Below are 23,657 nucleotides of genomic sequence, written 5' to 3'. Positions count from 1 at the left end.
ACTGAAACTGAACTGGAGTGATGAATGCGGCGATGACCCATGCATGCGTGGCACGGCCTTTGCTTGCCGCGCAATCAGGCCCGCACCGCGCCGGTTTGTCGCCATCTCCACACCCCCATGTCGTGAACCCCACAAACCTTCGCTAGCACACACACCCGAACCTTCCTCATGCGAGCCAACCTGCCCGTCACCCAACGCGAGTTCGACTACCCGCACGATGCCACGCTGATGTCGGCCACCGACACCCAGAGCCGCATCACCTACGCCAACGCGGCTTTCGTGCAGGTCAGCGGCTTCGATGCCGACGAGCTCCTGCACCAGCCCCACAACGCGGTGCGCCACCCCGACATGCCGCGCGAGGCCTTCGCCGACATGTGGGCCACGCTGAAGGCCGGCAAGTCGTGGACCGCGCTGGTCAAGAACCGGCGCAGGAACGGCGACCACTACTGGGTGCGCGCCAACGCCACGCCCGTGGTGCGCAGCGGCCAGCTCGCGGGCTACATGTCCGTGCGCACCCGCCCCGCGCGCGACGAGGTGGCCGCCGCCGAGTCGCTGTACCGCGACTTCCGCGAGGGCCGCGCCGGCAGCCGCCGCTTCCACCAGGGCTTGATCGTGCGCACAGGCTGGCTCGGCTGGATGTCGATGCTGCAGACCATGTCCACCGCCGCGCGGCTGCGCTGCGCCGTGTTCGGGCTCGCCGCGCTGGTCGTCGTCGGGGCCTGGTTCGTGGGCATCGGCGGCACGCTGCTGGGCGAGCTGGCCGTCTGGGCCACCTTCTGCGCTGTCCTGGCCCAGCAGTGGCTGCGCCACCAGATCACGCTGCCGATCACGCGCGTGCTGCGCCAGGCCCAGGCCGTGGCCGCCGGCCAGCCCGCCGAGAACGACACGCTCGACCGTGTGGACGACATCGGCATGCTGCTGCGCAGCGTGAACCAGGCGGGGCTGAACCTGCGCTCGCTGGTGGACGACGTGAGCGAGCAGATCGCCGGCGTGCGCAGCGCCAGCGACGTGATCGCCCAGGGCAACCGCGACCTGAGCGCGCGCACCGCGCAGTCCACCGACAACCTGCAGCAGACCACCGCGGCCGTGGAACAGATGGCCGCCAGCATCCAGCACAACGCCGACGCGGCGCGCCAGGCCAGCAGCCTGGCCGACGGCGCCAGCGCGGCGGCGGCCAAGGGCGGCACGGTGATCGGCGAGGTGGTGAACACCATGGGCCAGATTGCCGACGCCAGCCGCAGGATCGGCGACATCATCGGCGTGATCGACTCCATTGCGTTCCAGACCAACATCCTGGCGCTCAACGCGGCGGTGGAGGCGGCACGCGCGGGCGCGCAGGGCCGCGGCTTCGCCGTGGTGGCCAGCGAGGTGCGCAGCCTGGCCGGGCGCAGCGCCGAGGCAGCCAAGGAAATCAAGCAGCTCATCGGCGCCAGCATGGAGAAGGTGGAGGCCGGCGGCACGCAGGTGCAGCGCGGCGGCGAGGCCATGGCCGACATCGTGGCCCAGGTGGAACGCGTGGCCCGGCTCATCAACGAGATCAGTTCCGCCACGGCCGAGCAAGCCTCGGGCATCCGGGACGTGAACCAGGCCATGGTCCAGCTCGACGGCACGACGCAGCAGAACGCCGCGCTGGCCGAGCAATCGCAGGCCACGGCGGACGGCCTGCAGCAGCAGACCGCGCGGCTGGCGCAGGCCGTGGCGGTGTTCAAGCAGCAACTGGCGCCGGCGGGCCGGGCCGCAGCAGCGCCCCCCGCCATTGCGCCGGAGGCCAAACCCGGCGCCGCCGGACTGCTGCCGGCAGGCTGCTGAAATACTCCCCCATTGTCCGCACCCGGCAGCGGTGCTGCCTCGACAATCGAGACAGCCCCACCGACGGGATGAACGAGCCAGACATGCGCGGGGAGCCGACACCCCTTCATCGGCCGCACGGGTCGGCCGCCGGCATCCGTATCTGTATCCGTATCTGTGATACTCCACCGTCACGCATCAGCAAAAAGGAGACGCCATGCCCCGCTACCCCCTGGCCGAGCTGTCCGCCGTGCCCGAGGACATCCGCGCCCAGATCCTCGAAGTGCAGGAGAAGGCCGGCTTCGTGCCCAACGTATTCCTGGCGCTGGCGCGCCGCCCGGCGGAATGGCGCGCGTTCTTCGCGTACCACGATGCCTTGATGCTCAAGGAGGAAGGCTCGCTCACCAAGGGCGACCGCGAGATGATCGTCACCGCCACCAGCGCCGCCAACCGATGCCTGTACTGCGTGGTGGCGCACGGCGCGCTGCTGCGCATCTACGAGAAGAAGCCACTGGTGGCCGATCAGGTGGCGGTGAACTACCGCAAGGCCGGCATCACGCCGCGCCAGCGCGCGATGCTCGACTTTGCAATGAAGGTGTGCGAGCGCTCGCACGAGATCGAGGACGCGGATTTCGACGCCCTGCGCGCCCACGGCTTCGACGACGAGGACGCCTGGGACATCGCGGCCATCACCGCGTTCTTCGGCCTGTCCAACCGCATGGCGAGCTTCAGCGACATGACGCCGAACCCGGAGTTCTTCCTCATGGGCCGCGTGCCGCGCGAGAAAAAGAGCCCGGACGCCTGAATCCGGCGCCCTTGGAATGGAGTCGCCAAGGCGCCGCCTATTGCTCCTGAAATAAGAGCTGCCAGCGCAATATCGGCGGGCGGTAGCGGCCTTTTTCCCCTTAATCCTGAACCAGCGTGCGCAGCCAGTCGGGCAGGCTGATGGCCTTCTGGCGTGGAAAGTCCACCCAGATCAAGGTGGCGCCGCCTTCGGCATGGACCACGCCAGGCCGGTCCATGCGCTCGATGGTATACCAGGTCTCGAACGTGGCGCGGGCGGGCTCGCCCACGTAGAGCCGCACGCGGAGGTCGCCGGGGTATTCGAGCTGGCGCAGGAAGTTGCAGAACGCATTGACGACGACCAGCCCCTCGCCCTGCGGGTTGGCGCTGCAGCCGATGCCGCGCATCCATTCGGCGCGGGCAGTCTCCATGTAGCGGAAGTACACGGTGTTGTTGACATGGCCCATGGCGTCCATGTCGCCCCAGCGGATGGGCATGGACATTTCATGGACGAGCCTCTTTTGCGCGGGGACGGCGATCTTCATGCTGGAGGGACTGGCGTGGCGTGGCGGGAGCGGCGGCGGCGCACCACCGCATAGAATTACCGGTTGGCCGCCCCCAGGGACAGCGCACCGGGCGGGCGCCGCAGCCCCATTATCCTGCCAATGAGACAGAGCCCCATGACAAACGAAGAGATCCTTGCCCAGTTCGGCCCGCGCGAGGCCATGGAATACGACGTGGTGGTCGTCGGCGGCGGCCCCGGTGGCCTGGCCACGGCCATCCGGCTCAAGCAATTGGCGGCGCAGAAGGGGCAGGAGATCTCCGTCGTGGTGCTGGAGAAGGGTTCCGAGCCCGGCGCGCACATCCTCTCGGGCGCCATCATGGACCCGAAGGCGCTGTCCGAGCTGATCCCCGACTGGCAGGAAAAGGGCGCGCCGCTGAACCAGCCCGTGACCGAGGACGCGATGGTCTTCCTGGGCGAGAAGTCGGGCCTGCGCACGCCGGGCTTCCTGCTGCCCAAGTGCTTCGACAACCACGGCAACTACATCGTGAGCCTGGGCAACGTGGTGCGCTGGATGGCGCAGCAGGCCGAGGCGCTGGGCGTGGAGATCTTCCCCGGCTTCCCCGCCGCCGAGGTGCTCTACAACGGCGACGGCAGCGTCAAGGGCGTGGCCACCGGCAACATGGGCGTGGGCAAGGACGGCGAGCCCACCGCCGACTTCCAGCTCGGCATGGAACTGCACGCCAAGTACACCGTCTTCGCCGAAGGCGCGCGCGGCAACCTGGGCCGGCAGCTCATCGCGCGCTACCAACTCGACGAAGGCCGCGACCCGCAGACCTACGGCATCGGCATCAAGGAGCTGTGGGAGATCGACCCCCAGCGGCACCAGCCCGGCTTCGTGCTGCACACCGCCGGCTGGCCCATGGACGGCGGCACTTACGGCGGCGCCTTCCTCTACCACATGGAGGACAACAAGGTCACGCTGGGCTTCATCACCGGGCTGGACTACGCCAACCCGTACCTGAGCCCGTTCGAGGAAATGCAGCGCTGGAAGCTGCACCCCAACATCCGCTACTACCTCGAAGGCGACGAGGCCAAGGGCATCAAGCCGGCCAAGCGCATCGGCTATGGCGCGCGCGCCATCACGGCGGGCGGGCTGCTCTCGCTGCCCAAGACGGTGTTCCCCGGCGGCGCGCTGGTGGGCTGCGACGCGGGCTACCTGAACGTCAGCCGCATCAAGGGCAGCCACGCGGCCATCAAGAGCGGCATGCTGGCCGCCGAAGCCGCGTTCGACGCCATCGCCGCGGGCCGCCAGCACGATGAACTGGCCGCCTACCCCGAGGCGTTCGAGAAGAGCTGGCTCTACGCCGAGCTGAACAAGGCGCGCAACTTCAAGGCCTGGTTCAAGAAGGGCCTGTTCGTCGCCACGCTGATGAACGGCTTCGAGCAGCGCGTGCTGGGCGGCAACATCCCCTGGACGCTGCACCGCGACAAGCCCGACCACCTGTACCTCAAGCCCGCGGCGCAGTGCAAGCCCATCGCCTACCCCAAGCCCGACGGCAAACTGACCTTCGACCGGCTCTCCAGCGTGTTCATCAGCAACACCAACCACGCCGAGAACCAGCCCGCGCACCTGACGCTCAAGGACGCGAGCGTGCCGGTGGGCATCAACCTCGCCAAATATGCCGGCCCCGAGAGCCGCTACTGCCCCGCGGGGGTGTACGAGTTCGTGAAGAACGAGGACAACAGCGAGCGCCTGCAGATCAACGCGCAGAACTGCGTGCACTGCAAGACCTGCGACATCAAGGACCCGACGCAAAACATCGTCTGGGTCACGCCCGAGGGCGGCGGCGGGCCGAACTATTCGGGCATGTGAGCGAAAAGCGCAAAGGGCCCGCCGCAAGTGCCGCGGGGCGAGGCCCTCGGCAAAACCACCAGCGGCCTGCCGGGGCCCCGCATCGACCGGTCCACCGCCATGGGCTACGTGCCCCGCCGGCCTTCGCCGCGCCCGGCACGCGGGTCGATGCCCTGGTGCGCGGCCAGCCGGTGCCGATGGAGGTCGCCCCCATGCCCTTCGGGCCGAACCGATACTACCGGGGCCGAATCCCCGGCAACCACCCACCTGCGGAGCACACACACCATGACCGTCAAATACTCCAAAGACCACGAATGGATCGAGATCGCCGACCATGAGGCCGCCACCGTCGGCATCACGCTGCACGCGCAGGACGCGCTGGGCGACGTGGTGTTCGTCGCCCTGCCCGAAGTCGGCAAGAAGCTCAGGCAGGGCGAAGTGGCCGGGGCGGTCGAGTCGGTGAAGGCCGCCGCCGACATCTACATGCCCGTCTCGGGCGAGATCGTGGAGGTGAACGAGGCGCTGCGCGCCGACCCGGCGCTCGCCAACTCCGACCCGCTGGGCACAGGCTGGTTCTTCAAGGTGCTGGTCTCCGACATGGAGGAGTTCGACGCCCTGATGGACGAGCCGGCCTACGCCGAATTCACCAAGACCGCCTGACGCGCCCGCGCCGCCATGCGTCAAAAGGCGCGGTTTTATGTGCTGCTGCGTTGAACACTGCTAGTGCAGTGTTCGATGCACTAGATTTACTCCGCAGTTGCGTGCCGGCGCATGCACCGCAGCAAGTCTAAGCACATATACTCCCCCTATATACTATCCGCTGCCGCAATAAAAAAGCCATTCTTTGATTGATACTCCCCAGGAGTATCAATCACCAGGGGGCGACGTACACTGGGTGCGTGATGCCGCCCCCCTTCCCTCCCACTGCCGCCGCGCGGCGCGCCAGGGGCCTGCCGTGAGCCGGGCCCGGCGCCCGCCTGCCCGGCCCGCGGCGCCCGCCGCGGGCACCATGCGCTCGCCGGGCCGGCGCGCGGAGGACAAGCTGCTCGCGCAGTTGGTCGACGACCTGCGCAAGTACCAGGGCGAGCTGGAGGCGCAGAACAAGGTGCTGCGCTACAGCCAGGCCACCGCCGAGGCCGCGTCCGAGCGCTTCGAGACGCTGTTCAGCGGCGTGCCGCTGGCGCTGATGGTGGTGGACGCGCACGACATGGTGGTGCAGGCCAACCCCATGGCCCACGGCCTGTTCCAGCCCACCGAGCACGACCGCCCGCTGGTCTCGCTGATGCCTTTCGTGGCGGCCGAGCACGCGGCCCGGGTGGAGGCGGCCTTCGCCGCCGCGCGCGAGGGCGGGCGCGGCGAGGCCACCGAGGTGGTGTTCAGCATCGCGGGCGCCGCCGCCATCATGGGCGACCTGCACATCGCGCGCATCGAGACGCCGCAGGAAGGCCAGGCGCCGCCGCTGCGGCAGTACATCTGCGCCGTCATCGACCAGGGCCCGGTGCTGGCCGAGCGCCGCGCGCTGGAGCAGCGCAACCAGCAGCTCTTCGCCAGCGAGCGGCGGCTCGAAGCCGTCATCAACTCCTCGCTCGACGCCATCGTCTGCGTGGACCAGCACCAGCGCATCACCGTCTTCAACCCCACTGCGGCCATGCTGTTCCAGTGCCCGCCCGCCGAAGCCCTGGGCAGCCCGCTGGAGCGCTTCCTGCCCGACGCCGCGCAGGCCCTGGCGTTCGCACAGCTCACCACCCAGGCCATGCTCGGCGAGATGAGCGCGCGCACCGCGCTGGGCCGCGAGCTGACGCTGGAGATCGGCGTGTCCTTCGAGCGCACCGAAGAAGGCGAGACCACCACGGTGTTCGCCCGCGACCTCACGGGCCGCAAGAAGGCCGAGGCGCACCACGCCGAGCTGGAGGCGCAGCTGCGCGAGTCGCAAAAGATGCAGGCCGTGGGCACCATGGCCGGCGGCATCGCGCACGACTTCAACAACATTCTCGGCGCCATCCTGGGCAACGTGGAACTCGCCAAGGCCGACCTGCCGCCCGGCGCACCGGCACTGGAGAGCCTGCTGGAGATCGACAAGGCCGGGCGCCGGGCGCGCGACCTGGTGCGCCAGATCCTCACCTTCAGCCGCAACGAGCCGCCGCGCCGCGCGGCGGTGGATCTGCGCGACATCATGCAGGAGACCGAGCGGCTGCTGCGCGTCACCCTGCCGCCGTCGATCGCACTGCGCGTGCACGCCCCCGCGGGCCTGCCGCCGGTGCTGGCCGACGCCACGCAGGTCGAGCAGGCGCTGCTCAACCTGTGCACCAACGCCGTCCATGCCATCGGCGGCACGCGCGGCAGCATCGACGTGGACATGGCCGCCACGCACCCCGACGCGCGCGAGGCCGAGCGCCTGGCCCTGGCGCCCCGCACCTACGTCGCCGTGCGCGTGCGCGACACCGGCCAGGGCATGCCGGCGGAGACGCTGCAGCGCATCTTCGAGCCCTTCTTCACCACCAAGCCCGTGGGCCAGGGCACGGGCCTGGGGCTGTCGGTGGTGCATGGCGTGATGCGCTCGCACGAAGGCGCCGCCGACGTGCAGAGCGTGGTGGGCCAGGGCAGCGTGTTCACGCTGTACTTCCCCGTGGCGCAGGCGGCGGAGCCCGCGCCGCAGGCCGCCGCCGCGCCGGCCATGGAAGAGGCGCGCGGCAGCGGCCAGCACGTGATGTACGTGGACGACGACCAGGCCCTGGTGTTCCTGGTGCGGCGACTGCTGGCGCGGCGGGGCTTTCGCGTCACCGGCTTCACCGACCCGCACGCCGCCGCCGCCGCGCTGCGCGCCGCGCCGCGCGACTACGACCTGCTGGTCACTGACTACAACATGCCGGGCTACAGCGGCATCGACCTGCTGCGCGCGGCGCGCGCCATCCGCCCCGACCTGCCGGTGGCGCTGGCGTCCGGCTACGTGACCGCAGAGATCGAGCGCGCGGCGCTGGCCGAGGGCGCCAATGCACTGATCCACAAGCCCAACGACGTGGAGGAACTCTGCGCCACGGTGCAGCGCCTGGCCACCCCCGCGCAGGACTGAGGCCATGCCCATGCCCATATCCGTCTACGCCGACGCGGCGCTGTTGGTGTTCGACAAGCCCGCCGGCCTGCTATCCGTGCCGGGTCGAGGGCCCGACAAGCAGGACTGCCTGGCCGCGCGCGCCCAGGCCCAGTGGCCCGACGCGCTGGTGGTGCACCGGCTGGACATGGCGACCTCGGGCCTGCTGGCGATGGCGCGCGGCCCGCAGGCTCAGCGCGCGCTGAGCCGCGCCTTCGCCAACCGCGCGGTGCACAAGCGCTACGTGGCCGTGGTGCAGGGCCGGCTGGAGCCGCGCGACTGGCAGCAGATCGACCTGCCGATCGCCGCGGACTGGCCGCGCCGGCCCCTGCAGATCGTGGACCACGACCGCGGCAAGCCCTGCCACACGCGCTGGCGCAGCGTGGCGGCGGGCCGGCAGGCCGATTGCGTGGGGGATGGCGAGGAAGATGGCACGCAGGATTGCACGCGCGTCGAGCTGGAGCCCGTCACGGGCCGCTCGCACCAGCTGCGCGTGCACATGCAGGCGCTGGGCCACCCCATACTCGGCGACGCGCTATACGCCCCGCCCGACGTGGCACGGCGCGCGCCGCGCCTGCTGCTGCACGCCGCGCAACTGGCGCTGCCGCACCCTGTCACCGGCGAGACTCTGCGGTTTGCCAGCCCGGCGCCATTCTGAGCAACCTGTCCACGGCCCGCCGCACAACCGCACTACCATAGCGCGATGCAACATCCTCCTCTGACCATCCTCACGGGCGGCTCACGCGGCATGGGCCTGGCCATGGCCGGGCAACTGCTGGACCAGGGCCACTTCGTGCTCACCCTGGCGCGGCACGCCAGCCCCGCGCTGGCGCAGCGCGCCGACGGTGGCCAGATCGAGCAATGGGAACAGGACCTGTGCGACGGCGCGCAGGCGGCGCAGCGCCTGGGCGGCTGGCTGCGCGCCCAGCCCCCGGGCCGCTTTGCCAGCGCCACGCTCATCAACAACGCAGGGGTCATCCCCGCGCTGGCGCCCTTGTCCGACAGCGACCCGCACGACATCGCCCACGCGCTGCGCGTGGGGCTGGAGGCGCCGATGCAGCTTGCCGCCGCCTTCCTGCACGCCACCGAAGCCTGGGCCGTGCCGCGCAAGGTGCTCAACATTTCGTCGGGACTGGGGCGCCGGGCCATGGCCTCGCAGGCCGGCTACTGCGCGGCCAAGGCGGGCATGGACCACTTCACGCGCTGCCTGGCGCTCGACGAGGCGCGCAAGCCCCACGGCGCGCGCGTCTGCGCGCTGGCGCCGGGCGTGATCGACACCGGCATGCAGGCGCAGCTGCGCGGCGCCGGCGACGCCGCCTTTCCCGACCGCGGGCGCTTCGCGGCCCTGCAGGCACAGGGCCAGCTCAGCACGCCCGCCGAAGCCGCGGCGCGCGTGCTGGCCTATCTGGCACGCGCGGATTTCGGCGCCGACCCTGTGGCCGACGTGCGCGGCTGACACCATTCTTTTCATTCACTACCCAGGAGATAAGCCATGACACGCGAAGTCGTGATTGCCAGCGGTGTACGCACCGCCATCGGAACCTTCGGCGGCGGCCTGAAGGACGTGCCGCCTACCGAGCTCGCCACCCAGGCCGTGCGCGCGGCGCTGGAGCGCGCGGGCGTGGCCGGCGCCAACGTGGGCCATGTGGTGCTCGGCCACGTGGTGAACACCGAGCCGCGCGACATGTACATCTCGCGCGTGGCCGCGCTGCAGGCCGGCTGCGCCGAGGGCACGCCCGCCTTCAACGTGAACCGCCTGTGCGGCTCGGGACTGCAGGCCATCGTGTCGGCGGCGCAGGGCATCCTGCTCGGCGACACCGACATCGCCGTGGGCGGCGGCGCCGAGAACATGAGCCGCGCGCCCTACGCCAGCCTGACCAGCCGCTGGGGCGCACGCATGGGCGACACCGCGATGGTGGACATGATGATGGGCGCGCTGCACGACCCGTTCCACAACATCCACATGGGCGTCACCGCCGAGAACATCGCCGCCAAGTGGGGCATCACACGCGAGGACCAGGACCGCCTGGCCGTGGAAAGCCACAACCGCGCCGAGCGCGCCACGCAGGCCGGCTACTTCAAGGAGCAAATCGTCCCGATCGTGGAGAAGAGCCGCAAGGGCGATGTGGTGTTCGACACCGACGAGCATTTCCGCCCCGGCGCCACGCTGGCCGACTTCGCCAAACTCAAGCCGGTGTTCCTGAAGGAGAACGGCACGGTGACGGCGGGCAACGCCTCGGGCATCAATGACGCCGCCGCCGCCGTGGTGCTGATGGAGCGCGCCGAGGCCGAACGGCGCGGCGTGCGCCCGCTGGCGCGGCTGGTGGCCTATGCCCACGCTGGCGTGGACCCGAAGTACATGGGCATCGGCCCCGTGCCCGCGACGCGCAAGGCGCTGGAGAAGGCTGGCCTGAGCGTGAAGGACCTAGACGTGGTGGAGGCCAACGAGGCGTTCGCGGCGCAGGCCTGCGCCGTCACGCGCGACCTCGGTCTGGACCCGGCCAAGGTCAACCCGAACGGCTCGGGCATCTCGCTGGGCCACCCGATCGGCGCCACGGGCGCGCTCATCACGGTGAAGGCGCTGCACGAGCTGCAGCGCATCCAGGGCCGCTACGCGCTGGTGACCATGTGCATCGGCGGCGGACAGGGAATCGCGGCGATCTTCGAGCGCATCTGAAACCCGGCAGCCACCGGGTTTCCGCCGGTGCTGACCCGCCTGGGTGAAGCCCTCGCGGGTCAGCAGGAAAGCACCAGGCGCCGGATGCGCGCCACGTCGCGGTGCGCGAGATCGCCAGCGGCAACGACGACCTTTGCGCGATGCCATTACCCAGCAACCCAGCAGAACCCCGCGATGGTTGAGCAACTGGCCGCCTCGGCGCATTCCCTGCAGGGCCCGATGCAAGCCGTGCGCTGCTCCATGCGGCCGTTCCGCCTGGCGCACGGGGAGGCGTCGCTTTCAGCGGACGTGCGGTGTGGCGCAGCGCAAAAAGGCCAGGCTGCAGCGCCTTTGCGGCCCGCGCGTCGAACCGCATATACTCGCCCCACGCAGGTGCTGCGCGGCGCACATGACACGGCGCAAGCTATGCAAAAACTGTATGCAGACGCAAGGCAAACGCGGGCAGATTGAGGCAAGGCGATCTATCCCTGGTGGCTAAAAAATCGCGCCACGATAAGGACTTGCGAGAGAATCCCTTGGGCAATCAAGGGGTTGCGAAATGCGGGTGTAGTTCAATGGCAGAACGGCAGCTTCCCAAGCTTCATACGAGGGTTCGATTCCCTTCACCCGCTCCACCGCATCAATCTGCGGACTTCCGCAGAAGTCCAAGAGAGTCTGCAAGTCGTTGCCACACAAAGACTTTTCCTCTCTTTGATGTTCTGCCGAGGTCCACTGCGATCCGCCTACAGCCGGGACTTTTGAGTCCACAAACAAGTCCATTTTTGCGGGCGCGGCTGATTCCGGATTGTTGATGGAGGGGCGAGGTCGACGTGACCAGCATCTGGTTCCTGACTCATGTTCAGGAGCAAGAAAATGGCACTCTCAGACCTGGCCGTTCGACAGGCCAAGGCAACTGGCAAGGCATACACCCTCCCTGACTTGGATGGCCTCTCCCTGGCCGTCACGGCGGCAGGGGGCAGGACTTGGCACTTCCGCTACTACTGGGCGGGCAAGCAGAAGCGGATGTCGCTCGGCACCTACCCGGAGGTGACGCTTCGAGAGGCCCGCAGCCTACGCGATGACGGCCGCGCCCTGCTGGCCAAAGGCATCAATCCTCGCGTTCACCGCAAGCAGAAGCGCACCGCTGTCCGGCTCGCCGACGAAAACACTTTCGAGGCGGTGTATCGCAAGTGGCTCAAGCATCGCGGGCTCAGCCTCGAGGAAGGCCGGCAGACGACTCTCTCGATCCTTCCGCGCATCTTCGACAAGGATGTGCTGCCGACCTTGGGCAAGCGGTCGATCTATGAGATCAAGCGTCCCGACCTCTTGGAGGTGATCGCCAAAATCGAGAAGCGCAGGGCGCTCTCCGTCGCCGAGAAAGTCAGGACATGGTTCAACCAACTGTTCCGCTAGCCGTGCAGCCGGCGCGACTTGCGCGGCCCCGTGACTTCGCAGGTCCAGATGTTCAGCCCGCTGGGCTGCTTGCGGTGCTGCTTGCGGTGCTGCCCCAGCTTCTCGAAGCGCTTCTGCACCCACTGCCACCCCTCCAGCTTCTCCTGCTTGGCCAGCGCGGCGACTTGAAGGTATTCCTGTGCATAGCGCTGAAACACGCCGGGGCTGACGAGATAGGCCGTGCCGGCGACGGTATGCACCAGGGCCTTGGCGTCGTTGATGATCAGCTTGCGCGTCTGGATGCTCTGATGTAGCCAGGCCATGAAGTGCGCCCGGGAGGGCTCCGCGCGATCCTGGGCAGGCGCGAGGCTCATCTGCGGCGGTGGCACGGTCAAAGGGGCCGGCTCGGTCTCGGCAACCGGGCAACGCGGGATCTCCGGTGCCGTGGGGGGAGCGGTGTCGCCCAGCAGGTCGAGCAGCGCGGCCACGCCGGTGGCTGCGGATGCAACCGGCACCGTGCTCGCGGGTGCAGCTTCGATGCCTTCCACGCGCGACCCATCGGCCGCCGCGGGCACCTGCGGCGTCGGCTCCGCTTGTTCCTCTTCGACCTGCACACGGCCTGCGAACGGCGCCGGCCGGTTGGCAGTATCCCAGATCATCGCCGGCGAGAGTTTCAGGAAGGTGAAGGCGTGCGACCAGCCGGCGTCGCTGGTGACGGCAGCCTTCCAGATCGCCTTGCCATCCGGCGTCGGTTGCACGATGCCGTGATCCTGCAGCACGTTGAACACCGCCGTATTGCTCGCCGGGATGCCGTCGATGCCCTGCGACAGCAGATGTGCGCGCAGCTTGTCGGAGACGGTCTTGCTCACCAGCCAAAGGGCGTCTTGGGTCAGCCAACCGTCCGCCGGGCCGGCCTGGTTCAACTTGAACTCTTCCTTGAGCAGGTAGCGCAAGCCGTCGAGCAATTTGCGTTGCAGCGCATGCTTGGGCGCCGCCAGCGCCTTGCTGGGATCGCCGCCGAGTTCCTGGGCGACTGATGCCTGGTCGGCCTGCACGACCAGCTCGCCGAGCGTGCCGGCGTGCTCGTACTGGCCTGCCAGCACGTACAGCAGCGCGGCCCAGAGGTCGGGATAGCCGCTGAGCCAGTCGAAGATGTCCCGATCGAGAAGGCGAACGTAGAGCAGCCCGGTGGCGGCGCTGTGCAGGCGGTACTCGCGCTCCTTTCGGTAACGGAAGCGGTAGGGCTTTCGCAGTGGGCCGTGCCAGGGATGCCAAGCGCTGCCGTCGGCATGCTCGACGTGCAGATCGACCGCGATCTTGCCGATGTCGTGCAGCAGGGCCGCGTAGGCCGTGCCTGCGGTCCAGGCTTCGGCCTGGGCCGCCTGTGCCTCTGGCGTGACGCCCGCAGGCAGCAGGTAAGACTGCCGCAATTTCAGCGCGTAGGCGACGATCTCCAGGCCGTGGTCCAGCATGCCGCCCGGATAGGCGTGGTGGTGGCTCTCGGAGGCCGGGAACTGCTGGACCAGCTCGGCGTAGCGCTCCAGTGGGGCGAGGTAGAGCGTGGCGAACTGTCGGCGCGAGAGCGATGTGCGCTGCCAGATGTGTTCCAGCAGTTTCTGCCGGCGCGGCGTCGCCAGCAGCGATGCGGCCGACTCCGGCCGCATCAACCCTTTCGGAGTTTCGATGGCGGATGTGGGCGGTGTGCCGGCGGTGGGTGGCACCGGTTTGCTCTGGAACAGCGAGAGCATGGCGAACCTCGGATGAGGGGCTGTTCAGGGGTGCCTTTTGACCTTTTCAGGATAGGGCCTTTCCCCTTGGCGCCCTTCCCTTGCCCCTTCCCAGCCCTTTGGCCTTTGTCGGAAGCCTTTGGGTATAGGGCCGCTGCTTCGCGGGTGCCACGATGAATGCGGCATGGGGCAATCCCGGCAAGCCGGAAGCTGCGGGATGCTCGTCAGCTCTGGCCCAAGCCGGTGTTGAGGGCGGCAGCTTGCGCTGCGAAGTCGTCGGGACGACGCTTGCGGAAGGTTTCGAGATTGCTCAGCTTCCAGCGCAGTGCCGGCAGTTGAGCGGCGTGCGGGCATTGCACCAGCGACCAGTCCGGTTCTGCGCGCACCAGCCCGCTCAGAAACTGCTTGTGCGCGGTGCTCAGTCGCTGTGGCAGCTCGCGCCGCAGCCTGGCGCGAGCGTCGAGCAGTATCTCCAGGGAGCAGTCCACTTCGGTCATGCCGACAAAGGCCCGCTCGTACTCGCCTGCGATGTCCTTGTCGTTGCCGAACAGCACTTCGTGGGGCGGCCGGTTGTGGCCCGCCAGATAGATCACGAAGCACTCGACCATGCCGTCGCTGATGTCGCCCGATTCGTAGAGCTGCCACACGTCGAACAGGTCGCGGGGGTGCTGCCGATCCAGCGCCGCCACCAGCTTGCTGGCGTACAACTCGTCCGGTGCCAGAACCGGCAGCTCGAACTCGACGCCGAACAGATCGCTGGTCTTGGCGCTCAGCGGCCGCCGCTCGACGGGCAGCACGCTGCCTCGGAACACGACGTTGACCTCGATCTTCACCTGGTTGGCGTCGTTCTCGACGATCAGCTTGGTGTCCCCCAGGTCCTTGGCGCGAACCAGGCGTGTCTGCACGCCCAGTGGTGCAACGCGCGTGGCGATGGCGGCCAGCTCCTGGTTGATGGCTTGCAGCGCTTCGTCGCGCGGCGTCTGCCACGGGAGGTACACCACGTCGATGTCTACCGACAGGCGCGGCATGTCCCGCACGAAGAGGTTGATGGCCGTGCCGCCCTTCATGGCGAAGATGTCATTGGCGAACACGTCGGGCGCGACGGCCAGCAGCAGGCGAACGGTGTCCGCGTAGGTCTTATCCATGAGGTTTCAGGCTCAGCAAGGTGCCGTCATCGAACCGGCTCATCCAGCGCGTGTTGCTGCCGGTGCGAACCGGGTACTGCTCCAGCAGAGCATCGACATCCACGAGGCTGGTCTCGCGCGCCCAGGTGAGGAACAGGCGCACGGCCTTCACGCTGGCGCAGCAGGACAGCAGTTGCCCGAGCAAGTCCTTGCGGGGGGAACGCAGACCATCAAAGAGGTTGCGGGCCTCTTCGAGGCTCTGCTTGACGCCGGCTTCGTACAGCAGCTCCAGAACGGCACGCTCGGGGGCTGCCACCCGCAGATCCTCGGGCAGGCCAGGCGGCGTGGTCAGGGTCTTGCTGGCCAGCGCCGTGTCCGGCCAGTCGAACAGGCGGGCGTGGACGTAGCGGGCCGGAAAGCGCGAGGTGAACCAGGCCGGCAACGCGAAACGACCGTCGCCCCACAGCACCAGCGTCTCCCGGCTGCCCAGGTTGTGCCGCACACCCTGCAGGGCCAGGGCGCTCTTGCCGCCGACGTGCAGGCCGGGCACGCGCTGTTGCAGGAACTTCAGCGCACCGTAGACCCCGAACTCATCGTTCGGAAAGGCATAGACGCCATGGGCCAGGCGCACGAGCCACCCACCGTCGGCATAGTGGGCGGCGAGCTGTGGCGACACCCCGAACTGGCTCAGGGTGGCAAGGTCGAACGGCGCCCCGCGGGGGAGTCCCGCCTGCAGCCGCTTGATTACCTGGTGCCTGGAATTTCCATCCATGCTATAAAAATAGCACGAAATCCAATCAGTTCCTAGAGCTACTGCAAGAATTCGCATGGAAAGTAGCATAATATTTGAGTTTTAATGCACAATCTAATCACCCTGCGACCCAAGCCGACCCGGCTCTGCCAGCCGCAACCCGCCCTCCTGATCGCGGTCTATGCTGGAGGGCAAGCCACAACCGGCCGCTCCTGAGGTGAGGCATCACTGAAACCGAGGCACATGAGCATGACCACCAACACGCACAACGGGCGCTGGCGCCACCGGCTGGGTCGGTGGGCTGCCCGTGCCTGGCGTGGATACCTGCGCCGCGAGCAGCGTGTCGCCGGTTGGCTGGTGACGCGCGGGGTGCCTGCGGGCGCGACCACGGCGGTGCTCTGGATCATCAAGCTCGCCGTGCTCGGTGCGCTGCTCTACTCCGCGTTCTGGCTGGCCCTGCTGCTTGCCTTTGCGGTGACTGCTGCATGGCTCGTGCAGCACGACGACCCTGATCAAGAGGAACCGCAACCCGAGTGGAGGGAAGGTCCCAACGGCTTCGGGCTTTATGACAAGAGCGACTGGCGCATCGACCCGCATGTGACCGACGACGACTGAACGGCGGTCACTTCTTCGATACGGCGCTCATTGCCATACCAGCGCCACGCCCCCCAGCGCCCTTGGCGTCCGAGGTGGCGGTGGACAACCCCTGCACGATATTTCCCGTGCGCACGCCTGCCCAAGCCAATGCCATCACCCAAAACGTCGGCAGAACGATAAACATCATCGCCATGACGAAGTTCAGCAGCATGTCACCGAACGCATTGTTCAGGCCGATCAATGGGTCGAAATTGGCGTGCGGCCTGTCCGCGCCAAACCCCCAGCCGTAGAGCGCGTCCAGGATCGTGCTGTCGATCCAGCGCGCGAGCTGGAACCAGAAGTCCACGAAGAACAGCGCGAACTGGACGCAGCTCACCGTCACCACCGTCTTCAGGTCGTAGGTGCCGATCAGCAGCACCAGCGGGAGGCAGATGACGAGTGCCATCTTGAGCATCGTCAGCACCATCGGCAGCGCCTGGCGCACCACGTCCATCGCGGGAAAGAAGGCCAGCGAGCCGACGGTCAGCCCCAGGTGGCTCGCGTCGCGCGTGACGATGTTCGGCAGCGTCTTGTCGATCTGGCCGCCATAGTCGGTGTAGACGGCGCCCTGGTTCATCTTCTGCTGTCGCGGTGAGACCACGGCGCGGATCACCGAGTCATTGACCTCGCTCTGCGACAGGAAGCCCGCCCAGCGCCCGATGCGGGTCAGCAGGTCCGGGTCGACCTGGGCCAGCAGCCGGCTGCGCAGTCCCTGGCCGCCATCGGCCCACCACTGTCGGCAGGACGGATAGCCGCCGCCGCTGTCCACCTGTGCCAGTCCGGCATCGCGGGTCGCGTCGTAGGGCCAGGCCGTGCGTGGGATCTTGGCGCGATAGGTGTCATAGAAGCCGGGCGCGTCGAGGAAGTAACTCGACCCGATCCAGGTGACGTCGTTCATCTGCTCGTCGGAGAGCGTCGGCCGGTTCATGAACAGCTTGGCGCGCGACGGCCCGTAGCAATCGTGCGTGAAGTCGGCGACCTCCTGTGCCAGCACCGGATCGTCGATGCGCGTGGCATCCACATCCATGCGAATCTGACGCAGGTCGGTGCCGCAGGGAATCGCCGCCACCGCGGCGCCCGTGACCGCCTTCGAGATGGCGTGCATGAAGAACCACCACACCGGCACCAGCGCGCTCTGGTTGTTGAGCGTCGTGTAGACGTTGGACCAGCCCGTGTCGTTGGGCAGTGGAACGTTGACCTGGCATTGCGCGGAGCGCGTGGTGTCGAACCTGATCGTGGCGAGATCCACCGGGATGAACCTAACGTTCATGGTGCAGCTTCCCCCACCCCCGCTAATGAACCTATTTCCGGCAGTTGAATCCCCAAAATTCGAGCAAGTTCCTGTCACGCATTGAGTTTCCATGCTTTCCAGACTCACCCATCTGGAACCGCTCTGCAGTCACGCGAAGTCTTTGGAAACCCGCATGGATATTGGGTTTCTTCAGTTTTTCGGTTGGTTCAACTGCCGGATTTAGTCCCTAAGCGGCCAAGTCTTGACAGATTGTGCGAAGATTCCCGATGTACGAAAGTACATTTCGCGTCGATGACGCGATAGGCAAATTGCCTTACAACCCAATGGGTTACAACATTTCCTGGCCTTGCCAGGAACAAGTGCAAGTGGGCGCGAATCGGTGGAACGTCCAAAACTCTTGCGTACGACCGAGGGGGTATGGTTGCGTTCGCATTTCCAACCTGTTTGGTTCCGGCTCTGCCGGCTTGGGTGTTGTGCAGCCGTATGAGTACGACCTCACAAGAATTAGCGAAAAGTCTTGTGAAATCAACAACTTGCCATGCAGACGGCCGAATGAAACTCGCCCCTTTCGAAGACGAGCTTTCTCAGTTCTGAGGTGATTTCTCACTTAAGCGGCGCAGTTTCTCAGCTATTGCTTCTGTCTACAGGTGGACTTACACGTCGATGTTCGCGGCGCGCAGCGCGTTGGTTTCGATGAAATCCCGGCGCGGCTCCACGTCGTCGCCCATGAGCATGGTGAACACGCGGTCGGCCTCGATGGCGTCGTCGATCTGCACGCGCAGCAGGCGACGCACTTGCGGGTCCATCGTCGTTTCCCAGAGCTGCTCGGGGTTCATCTCGCCCAGGCCCTTATAGCGCTGGCGGGAGGTGGCGCGCTCGGCCTCGGACAGCAGCCAGGCCATGGCCTGGCGGAAGTCCGTCACCTTTTCCTCGCGGGCCTTGTCGCCGTCGCCGCGACGCACGGTGGCGCCGGCGCCCAGCAGGCCGTGGAAGGTCTGGGCGGCCTCGGCCAGCGCCGCATAGTCGGCGCCGCGCACGAAGTCCTGCGTGATGACGCTGCTCTTCACGTTGCCGTGGTGGTGGCGGCTGATGCGCAGGATGGGCTTGTCGCTGCGCACGTCGAACTCGCTGCCCACGTCGGCGGGCGCGCCGTTGGCGTGCAGCTCGCGCAGGCGGGCCTGCAGCGTCACGGCGCTGGCCTCGGCCTCGGCGGTGGTGTCCAGGTTCAGAACCACGCCGTCGGCGATGGCCCTGAGCGCCTCGCCGTCCATGTAGGAGGAAAGCCGGTCGATCACCGATTCGGCCACCTGGTGCTTGCGCGCCAGCGCGTCGAGCGTTTCGCCGTCCAGGGTGCGCGCCGGGTCGCCGCCCGTGGTGATGCGCGCGTCCTTGAGCGCGATGCGCAGCAGGAAGGCGCCGAGCTCGTTGCCATCCTTCAGGTACTGTTCTTCCTTGCCGACCTTGACCTTGTAGAGCGGTGGCTGGGCAATGTAGATGTGGCCGCGCTCCACCAGCTCGGGCATCTGGCGGTAGAAGAAGGTGAGCAACAGCGTGCGGATGTGGGCGCCGTCCACGTCGGCATCGGTCATGATGATGATGCGGTGGTAGCGCAGCTTGGCGGCGTTGAAGTCGTCCGCGCCGCCGCTGCCGCCCGCGTTGCCGATGCCGGTGCCCAAGGCGGTGATGAGCGTGAGGATTTCGTTGCTGGTCAGCAGCTTCTCGTAGCGCGCCTTCTCCACGTTCAGGATCTTGCCGCGCAGGGGCAGGATGGCCTGGAACTTGCGGTCGCGGCCCTGCTTGGCAGAGCCGCCGGCGGAGTCGCCCTCGACGATGTAGATCTCGCAGAGCGCCGGGTCTTTTTCCTGGCAATCGGCCAGTTTGCCGGGCAGGCCCAGGCCGTCGAGCGCGCCCTTGCGGCGCGTCATCTCGCGGGCCTTGCGCGCGGCCTCGCGGGCGCGTGCGGCGTCGATGATCTTGCCGCAGATGGTCTTGGCGTCGTTCGGGCGCTCCTGCAGGTAGTCGGTGAGCAGCTTGCCCACGATGTCCTCGACCGGCGCGCGCACCTCGCTGCTGACCAGCTTGTCCTTGGTCTGGCTGCTGAACTTGGGCTCGGGCACCTTCACGGAGAGCACGCAGGTCAGGCCCTCGCGCATGTCGTCGCCCGTCACTTCGACTTTGGCCTTCTTGGCGAACTCGTTTTCCTCGATGTACTTGTTGATGACGCGCGTCATCGCCGCGCGCAGGCCGGTCAGGTGGGTGCCGCCGTCACGCTGCGGGATATTGTTGGTGAAACACAGCACCTGCTCGGTATAGCCGCTGTTCCACTGCATCGCCACTTCCACCGTGATGCTGGTGCCGGGGATGCCGCCGTAGGTGTCGGCGGGCCGCTCGCCCGCCGCATAGAACACGTTGGGGTGCAGGACGGTCTTGCCCTTGTTGATGAAGTCGACGAAGCCCTTCACGCCGCCCGCGCCGGAGAAGTCGTCTTCCTTGCCCGTGCGCTCGTCCTTCAGGCGGATGCGCACGCCGTTGTTCAGGAAGCTCAGCTCGCGCAGCCGCTTGCTGAGGATCTCGTAGTGGAAGTCATTGTTCTGCGTGAAGATCTCGGTGTCGGGCAGGAAGCGCACCTCGGTGCCGCGCTTCTCGGTGTCGCCCATGTTCTTCATGGGCGAGACTTCCACGCCGCCCACGGTCTCGACGATGCGGTGCTGCACCACGCCGCGTGCGAATTCGAGGGTGTGCACCTTGCCTTCGCGCCGCACGGTCAGGCGCAGCCAGCGGCTGAGCGCGTTCACGCACGACACGCCCACGCCGTGCAGGCCACCCGAAACCTTGTAGCTGTTCTGGTTGAACTTGCCGCCCGCGTGCAGTTCGGTGAGTGCTATCTCGGCGGCGCTGCGCCGGGGCTCATGCTTGTCGTCCATCTTCACGCCGGTGGGAATGCCGCGGCCGTTGTCGACGACGGAGAGGGAGTTGTCGGTGTGGATGGTCACCACGATGTCGTCGCAGTAGCCGGCCAGCGCTTCGTCGATGGAGTTGTCCACCACCTCGAACACCAGGTGGTGCAGGCCGGTGCCGTCCGACGTGTCGCCGATGTACATGCCAGGGCGCTTGCGTACCGCCTCCAGGCCCTCGAGGATCTGGATGGAGCCTTCGCCGTACCCTTCGGCGCCGCTGCCGGCGGAGTCGTTCGCGGAAGGATCGGGGTGCTTGTTGTCGTTTTCGTCGGTCATGCTCTGCTTTGCAAACGGGGTTTTTCTCGGTCTCTTGAAGAACCAAACCCGCGTCTGCACGGCACGGCGACGCGGGTTGGCGGGGCGGATGCTGCAAGGCTAGATGCGCATCGGCATGACCACGTATTTGAATGTCTCGTTGTCGGGGATGGTGAGGAGCGCGGAGCTGTTGGAGTCGGACAGCTCCAGCCGCACCATGTCCTGGCCCATGTTGGCCAGCGCGTCGATCAGGTAGGTGACGTTGAAGCCGATCTCGATGGCGTCGCCGCCGTAGTCCACGTCCAGCTCGTCCACGGCTTCTTCCTGCTCGGAGTTGTTGGCGGCCACGCGCAGCGTGCCGGGCTCCAGGTTCAGGCGCACGCCCTTGAACTTGTCGTTGGTCATGATGGCGGTGCGCTGCAGGCAGGCCAGCAGCGGCGCGCGGCCCAGCGTGATCTGGCTGCGGTGGTTCTTGGGGATGACGCGGTTGTAGTCGGGAAACTTGCCTTCGACCAGCTTGGTCACGAACTCCATGGCGCCGAAGCTGAACTTGGCCTGGTTGCCGGCGAACTGCATCTCGATGGCGCCCTCGACGTCGGAGAGCAGGCGCTGCAGCTCGAGCACGGTCTTGCGCGGCAGGATCACCTCCTGCTTGGGCACTTCCACGTCGAGCGTGGCCGAGGCGAAGGCCAGGCGGTGGCCGTCGGTGGCCACCAGGCTAAGCTGCTGGCCCTCGGCCACGAAGAGGATGCCGTTCAGGTAGTAGCGGATGTCATGCACGGCCATCGCGAACGACACCTGGGCGAGCAGGTCCTTGAGCGTCTTCTGCGGCACGCTGAAGGGCGGGCCGAAATTGGCGGATTCCTGTACCAGCGGGAAGTCCTCCGCGGGCAGCGATTGCAGCGTGAAGCGGCTCTTGCCACCTTTGAGCAGCAGCTTGTTCTGGCTCGACTCCAGACTCAGCGTCTGGTCGGCGGGCATGGTGCGCAGGATGTCGATGAGTTTGCGTGCGCCAATCGTGGTGGCGAAAGTGCCGGGGTCGCCGCCGAGGTCGGCGCTGGTGCGGATCTGGATTTCGAGATCGCTGGTCGTCAACTGCAGCAAAGAGCCGGTCTTGCGGATCAGTACGTTGGCCAGGATAGGCAGGGTGTGGCGCCGCTCCACGATACCCGCCACGGATTGCAGAACCGCGAGTACTTGGTCTTGTGGTGCCTTCAGAACGATCATTTCAACCTCTTTCCAGGGGGGTGGTGCGAGAACCCGCGAACGCAGAGCCAAACCGCATCATTCTCGCTTCTTTTTCCGTCAAGACCGCGTCTCTCGCATCAGCCCTTGATCAGCCCTTGAGGGTCTGCTCCAGCACGTGCAACTGCTGGTTCAGCTCGGTGAGCTGCTGGCGCTCGCCGGCAATCTTGCGCACCGCGTGCAATACCGTGGTGTGGTCGCGCCCGCCGAACAGCTCGCCGATCTCGGGCAGGCTCTTCTGCGTCAGTTCCTTGGCCAGGTACATGGCGATCTGGCGCGGGCGCGCGATGCTGGCCGGGCGCTTCTTGCTGTACATGTCGGCCACTTTGATCTTGTAGTAGTCGGCGACCGTCTTCTGGATGTTCTCCACGCTGATCTGCCGGTTCTGTATCGACAGCAGGTCGCGCAGCGCCTCGCGCGCGAGCTGGATGGACACTTCCTTCTGGTTGAAGCGCGAATACGCCAGGATCTTGCGCAGCGCGCCTTCGAGCTCGCGCACGTTGGAGCGCACGTTCTTGGCCACGAAGAAGGCCACTTCTTCGGGCATGTCGGCGCCCTCGGCGCGGGCCTTGTTGATCAGGATGGCCACGCGCATCTCCAGCTCGGGCGGCTCGATGGCCACGGTCAGGCCCGAGTCGAAGCGCGACACCAGCCGCTCGTGGATGTCGGCCAGCCCCTTGGGGTAGGTGTCGCTGGTCATCACGATGTGGCTCTTCTTGGCCAGCAGCGCCTCGAAGGCGTTGAAGAACTCCTCCTGCGTGCGGTCCTTGTTGGCGAAGAACTGCACGTCGTCGATCAGCAGCAGGTCCAGCGAGTGGTAGCGCTCCTTGAACTCGTCGAAGGTCTTGCGCTGGTAGGCCTTGACCACATCCGACACGAACTGCTCGGCATGGATGTAGAGAACCTTGGCGTCGGGCCGCTCGGCCAGCAGGCGGTTGCCCACGGCGTGCACCAGGTGGGTCTTGCCCAGGCCCACGCCGCCGTAGATGAACAGCGGGTTGTAGAGCTGCCCGGGCGAGCCCGCCACGTGCATGGCCGCCGCCCGCGCCATGCGGTTGGCCGTGCCTTCCACGAGGGTGTCGAAGGTCAGCGCGGCGTTCAGCCGGTTCTTGAAGCCGACGGCGGCGGGCTCCTCGCCGACCGCCGTAAGGTCGGCTGCGGCAGCATGCTCCGCGGAGGGCAAGACAAACGATTTGGCGGGGGCTTCCCGCTGAGCAAGTGCCAACTCCAGCGGCACGGGCTGGCCGTACAGACGCTCCAAGTGCGAGGCGATGCGCGCCGCGTACTGGGCCCGGATCCAGTCGAGCTTGAAGCGGTTGGCCACGAAGACCGTGACCCTGGAAAAGTCCTCGGCCACCTGGGCATCCAGGGGCTTGATCCAGGTGTTGAACTGCTGTTCGGGGAGTTCCTGCGCCAGCTGGTCCACGCATGCCTGCCACAAACTGTAGCCGGCGTCGGAGTTGCCGGTGGCGGCCGCTTCTCTGGGAGATCCCTCTGTCATTATGATTTCGTCTTTGTGGATATGCTTTGCGGGCGAGGCCGCGGATTCTAGATTATCAAGGCGTTATCCACAACCCAAAGTCTTGTCCAACGAGGTATGAGCCTGGAGCCGGGCTCGTGATTCCACTGAGCAATGAGCCTGGCGA

15 protein-coding genes, 1 tRNA gene and 3 pseudogenes are annotated in these 23,657 nt (G+C 67.0%); 11 read left to right on the top strand and 8 right to left on the bottom strand.

The window, feature by feature from the left end; genetic code table 11:
* Nucleotides 1–168: 168 nt before the first annotated feature.
* A complete protein-coding gene (locus tag PY257_RS12265; RefSeq protein WP_275742192.1) occupies nt 169–1,809 on the top strand; it encodes a methyl-accepting chemotaxis protein in 1,641 nt (546 codons plus the stop codon).
* 196 nt (nt 1,810–2,005) lie between these two features.
* Nucleotides 2,006–2,593, top strand: coding sequence for a peroxidase-related enzyme (locus tag PY257_RS12260; protein WP_275742190.1), 588 nt, complete (start codon nt 2,006–2,008; stop codon nt 2,591–2,593).
* 100 nt (nt 2,594–2,693) lie between these two features.
* On the opposite strand, the gene PY257_RS12255 is transcribed toward PY257_RS12260, so the two are convergent.
* Nucleotides 2,694–3,116, bottom strand: coding sequence for an acyl-CoA thioesterase (locus tag PY257_RS12255; protein WP_275742188.1), 423 nt, complete (start codon nt 3,114–3,116; stop codon nt 2,694–2,696).
* A gap of 135 nt (nt 3,117–3,251) precedes the next feature.
* Between PY257_RS12255 and PY257_RS12250 the strand changes: the two genes are divergently transcribed.
* The 8 genes and pseudogenes from PY257_RS12250 to PY257_RS12210 all read left to right on the top strand — a co-directional run.
* Complete coding sequence (locus PY257_RS12250; RefSeq protein WP_275742186.1) at nt 3,252–4,949, top strand: electron transfer flavoprotein-ubiquinone oxidoreductase; 1,698 nt, start codon at nt 3,252–3,254, stop codon at nt 4,947–4,949.
* A 264-nt stretch (nt 4,950–5,213) separates the two neighbouring features.
* On the top strand, nt 5,214–5,588 hold the full coding sequence (gene gcvH, locus PY257_RS12240) for a glycine cleavage system protein GcvH (protein ID WP_275742184.1): 375 nt from the start codon (nt 5,214–5,216) through the stop codon (nt 5,586–5,588).
* A 349-nt stretch (nt 5,589–5,937) separates the two neighbouring features.
* Entirely contained in the window at nt 5,938–7,998 is a 2,061-nt protein-coding gene (locus PY257_RS12235; protein WP_275742211.1) for a PAS domain-containing hybrid sensor histidine kinase/response regulator, read from the top strand.
* Between the two features lie 4 nt (nt 7,999–8,002).
* Nucleotides 8,003–8,674 carry an RluA family pseudouridine synthase gene (locus PY257_RS12230; protein WP_275742182.1) on the top strand — a complete coding sequence of 224 codons (672 nt, stop codon included), beginning with the start codon at nt 8,003–8,005 and terminating at the stop codon, nt 8,672–8,674.
* 45 nt (nt 8,675–8,719) lie between these two features.
* On the top strand, nt 8,720–9,472 hold the full coding sequence (locus PY257_RS12225; protein ID WP_275742180.1) for an SDR family NAD(P)-dependent oxidoreductase: 753 nt from the start codon (nt 8,720–8,722) through the stop codon (nt 9,470–9,472).
* Between the two features lie 36 nt (nt 9,473–9,508).
* Nucleotides 9,509–10,693, top strand: coding sequence for a beta-ketothiolase BktB (gene bktB, locus PY257_RS12220; protein ID WP_275742179.1), 1,185 nt, complete (start codon nt 9,509–9,511; stop codon nt 10,691–10,693).
* Between the two features lie 540 nt (nt 10,694–11,233).
* Nucleotides 11,234–11,307, top strand: a tRNA-Gly gene (locus tag PY257_RS12215).
* A gap of 238 nt (nt 11,308–11,545) precedes the next feature.
* Nucleotides 11,546–12,082: pseudogene (locus PY257_RS12210) on the top strand (tyrosine-type recombinase/integrase); the annotation flags it as partial.
* Nucleotides 12,083–12,084: 2 nt separating this feature from the next.
* On the opposite strand, the pseudogene mobH reads toward PY257_RS12210, so the two are convergent.
* From mobH to PY257_RS12195, 3 genes and pseudogenes are all read right to left on the bottom strand, one after another.
* A pseudogene (gene mobH, locus PY257_RS12205) lies at nt 12,085–13,812 on the bottom strand (MobH family relaxase); the annotation flags it as partial.
* 203 nt (nt 13,813–14,015) lie between these two features.
* Nucleotides 14,016–14,936 (bottom strand): nucleotidyl transferase AbiEii/AbiGii toxin family protein, encoded by a 921-nt coding sequence (locus PY257_RS12200; RefSeq protein ID WP_042928625.1) that lies wholly within the window; start codon nt 14,934–14,936, stop codon nt 14,016–14,018.
* Entirely contained in the window at nt 14,929–15,687 is a 759-nt protein-coding gene (locus PY257_RS12195) for a type IV toxin-antitoxin system AbiEi family antitoxin domain-containing protein (RefSeq protein WP_275742175.1), read from the bottom strand. Before PY257_RS12195 ends, PY257_RS12200 begins: the two co-directional genes overlap by 8 nt.
* A 228-nt stretch (nt 15,688–15,915) precedes the next feature.
* Between PY257_RS12195 and PY257_RS12190 the strand changes: the two genes are divergently transcribed.
* Nucleotides 15,916–16,281, top strand: a complete 366-nt coding sequence (locus PY257_RS12190) for a DUF3742 family protein (RefSeq protein ID WP_472924722.1) — start codon at nt 15,916–15,918, stop codon at nt 16,279–16,281.
* Between the two features lie 7 nt (nt 16,282–16,288).
* Here PY257_RS12190 and PY257_RS12185 read toward each other — a convergent pair.
* The 4 genes and pseudogenes from PY257_RS12185 to dnaA form a co-directional block, all read right to left on the bottom strand.
* Nucleotides 16,289–17,566, bottom strand: a pseudogene (locus PY257_RS12185) (conjugal transfer protein TraG N-terminal domain-containing protein); the annotation flags it as partial.
* Between the two features lie 641 nt (nt 17,567–18,207).
* Nucleotides 18,208–20,787 carry a DNA topoisomerase (ATP-hydrolyzing) subunit B gene (gene gyrB, locus PY257_RS12180; protein ID WP_275742169.1) on the bottom strand — a complete coding sequence of 860 codons (2,580 nt, stop codon included), beginning with the start codon at nt 20,785–20,787 and terminating at the stop codon, nt 18,208–18,210.
* A gap of 99 nt (nt 20,788–20,886) precedes the next feature.
* Nucleotides 20,887–21,993 carry a DNA polymerase III subunit beta gene (gene dnaN, locus PY257_RS12175; RefSeq protein ID WP_275742167.1) on the bottom strand — a complete coding sequence of 369 codons (1,107 nt, stop codon included), beginning with the start codon at nt 21,991–21,993 and terminating at the stop codon, nt 20,887–20,889.
* Between the two features lie 109 nt (nt 21,994–22,102).
* On the bottom strand, nt 22,103–23,512 hold the full coding sequence (dnaA, locus tag PY257_RS12170; protein ID WP_275742165.1) for a chromosomal replication initiator protein DnaA: 1,410 nt from the start codon (nt 23,510–23,512) through the stop codon (nt 22,103–22,105).
* Between the last annotated feature and the right edge of the window lie 145 nt (nt 23,513–23,657).

The organism is Curvibacter soli, from assembly GCF_029211125.1.
Taxonomy (GTDB): Bacteria; Pseudomonadota; Gammaproteobacteria; order Burkholderiales; family Burkholderiaceae_C; genus Curvibacter_A; species Curvibacter_A soli.
Note: the sequence above shows the minus strand (reverse complement) of the source record. Positions and strands in the feature narration are given on the sequence as shown.

Bases quoted from the DNA above. Each gene is read 5' to 3' on its own strand.
- PY257_RS12265 (WP_275742192.1), top strand. From the start codon at position 169: ATGCGAGCCAACCTGCCCGTCACCCAACGCGAGTTCGACTACCCGCAC.
- PY257_RS12260 (WP_275742190.1), top strand. From the start codon at position 2,006: ATGCCCCGCTACCCCCTGGCCGAGCTGTCCGCCGTGCCCGAGGACATC.
- PY257_RS12255 (WP_275742188.1), bottom strand. From the start codon at position 3,116: ATGAAGATCGCCGTCCCCGCGCAAAAGAGGCTCGTCCATGAAATGTCC.
- PY257_RS12250 (WP_275742186.1), top strand. From the start codon at position 3,252: ATGACAAACGAAGAGATCCTTGCCCAGTTCGGCCCGCGCGAGGCCATG.
- gcvH (WP_275742184.1), top strand. From the start codon at position 5,214: ATGACCGTCAAATACTCCAAAGACCACGAATGGATCGAGATCGCCGAC.
- PY257_RS12235 (WP_275742211.1), top strand. From the start codon at position 5,938: ATGCGCTCGCCGGGCCGGCGCGCGGAGGACAAGCTGCTCGCGCAGTTG.
- PY257_RS12230 (WP_275742182.1), top strand. From the start codon at position 8,003: ATGCCCATGCCCATATCCGTCTACGCCGACGCGGCGCTGTTGGTGTTC.
- PY257_RS12225 (WP_275742180.1), top strand. From the start codon at position 8,720: ATGCAACATCCTCCTCTGACCATCCTCACGGGCGGCTCACGCGGCATG.
- bktB (WP_275742179.1), top strand. From the start codon at position 9,509: ATGACACGCGAAGTCGTGATTGCCAGCGGTGTACGCACCGCCATCGGA.
- PY257_RS12200 (WP_042928625.1), bottom strand. From the start codon at position 14,936: ATGGATAAGACCTACGCGGACACCGTTCGCCTGCTGCTGGCCGTCGCG.
- PY257_RS12195 (WP_275742175.1), bottom strand. From the start codon at position 15,687: ATGGATGGAAATTCCAGGCACCAGGTAATCAAGCGGCTGCAGGCGGGA.
- PY257_RS12190 (WP_472924722.1), top strand. From the start codon at position 15,916: ATGACCACCAACACGCACAACGGGCGCTGGCGCCACCGGCTGGGTCGG.
- gyrB (WP_275742169.1), bottom strand. From the start codon at position 20,787: ATGACCGACGAAAACGACAACAAGCACCCCGATCCTTCCGCGAACGAC.
- dnaN (WP_275742167.1), bottom strand. From the start codon at position 21,993: ATGATCGTTCTGAAGGCACCACAAGACCAAGTACTCGCGGTTCTGCAA.
- dnaA (WP_275742165.1), bottom strand. From the start codon at position 23,512: ATGACAGAGGGATCTCCCAGAGAAGCGGCCGCCACCGGCAACTCCGAC.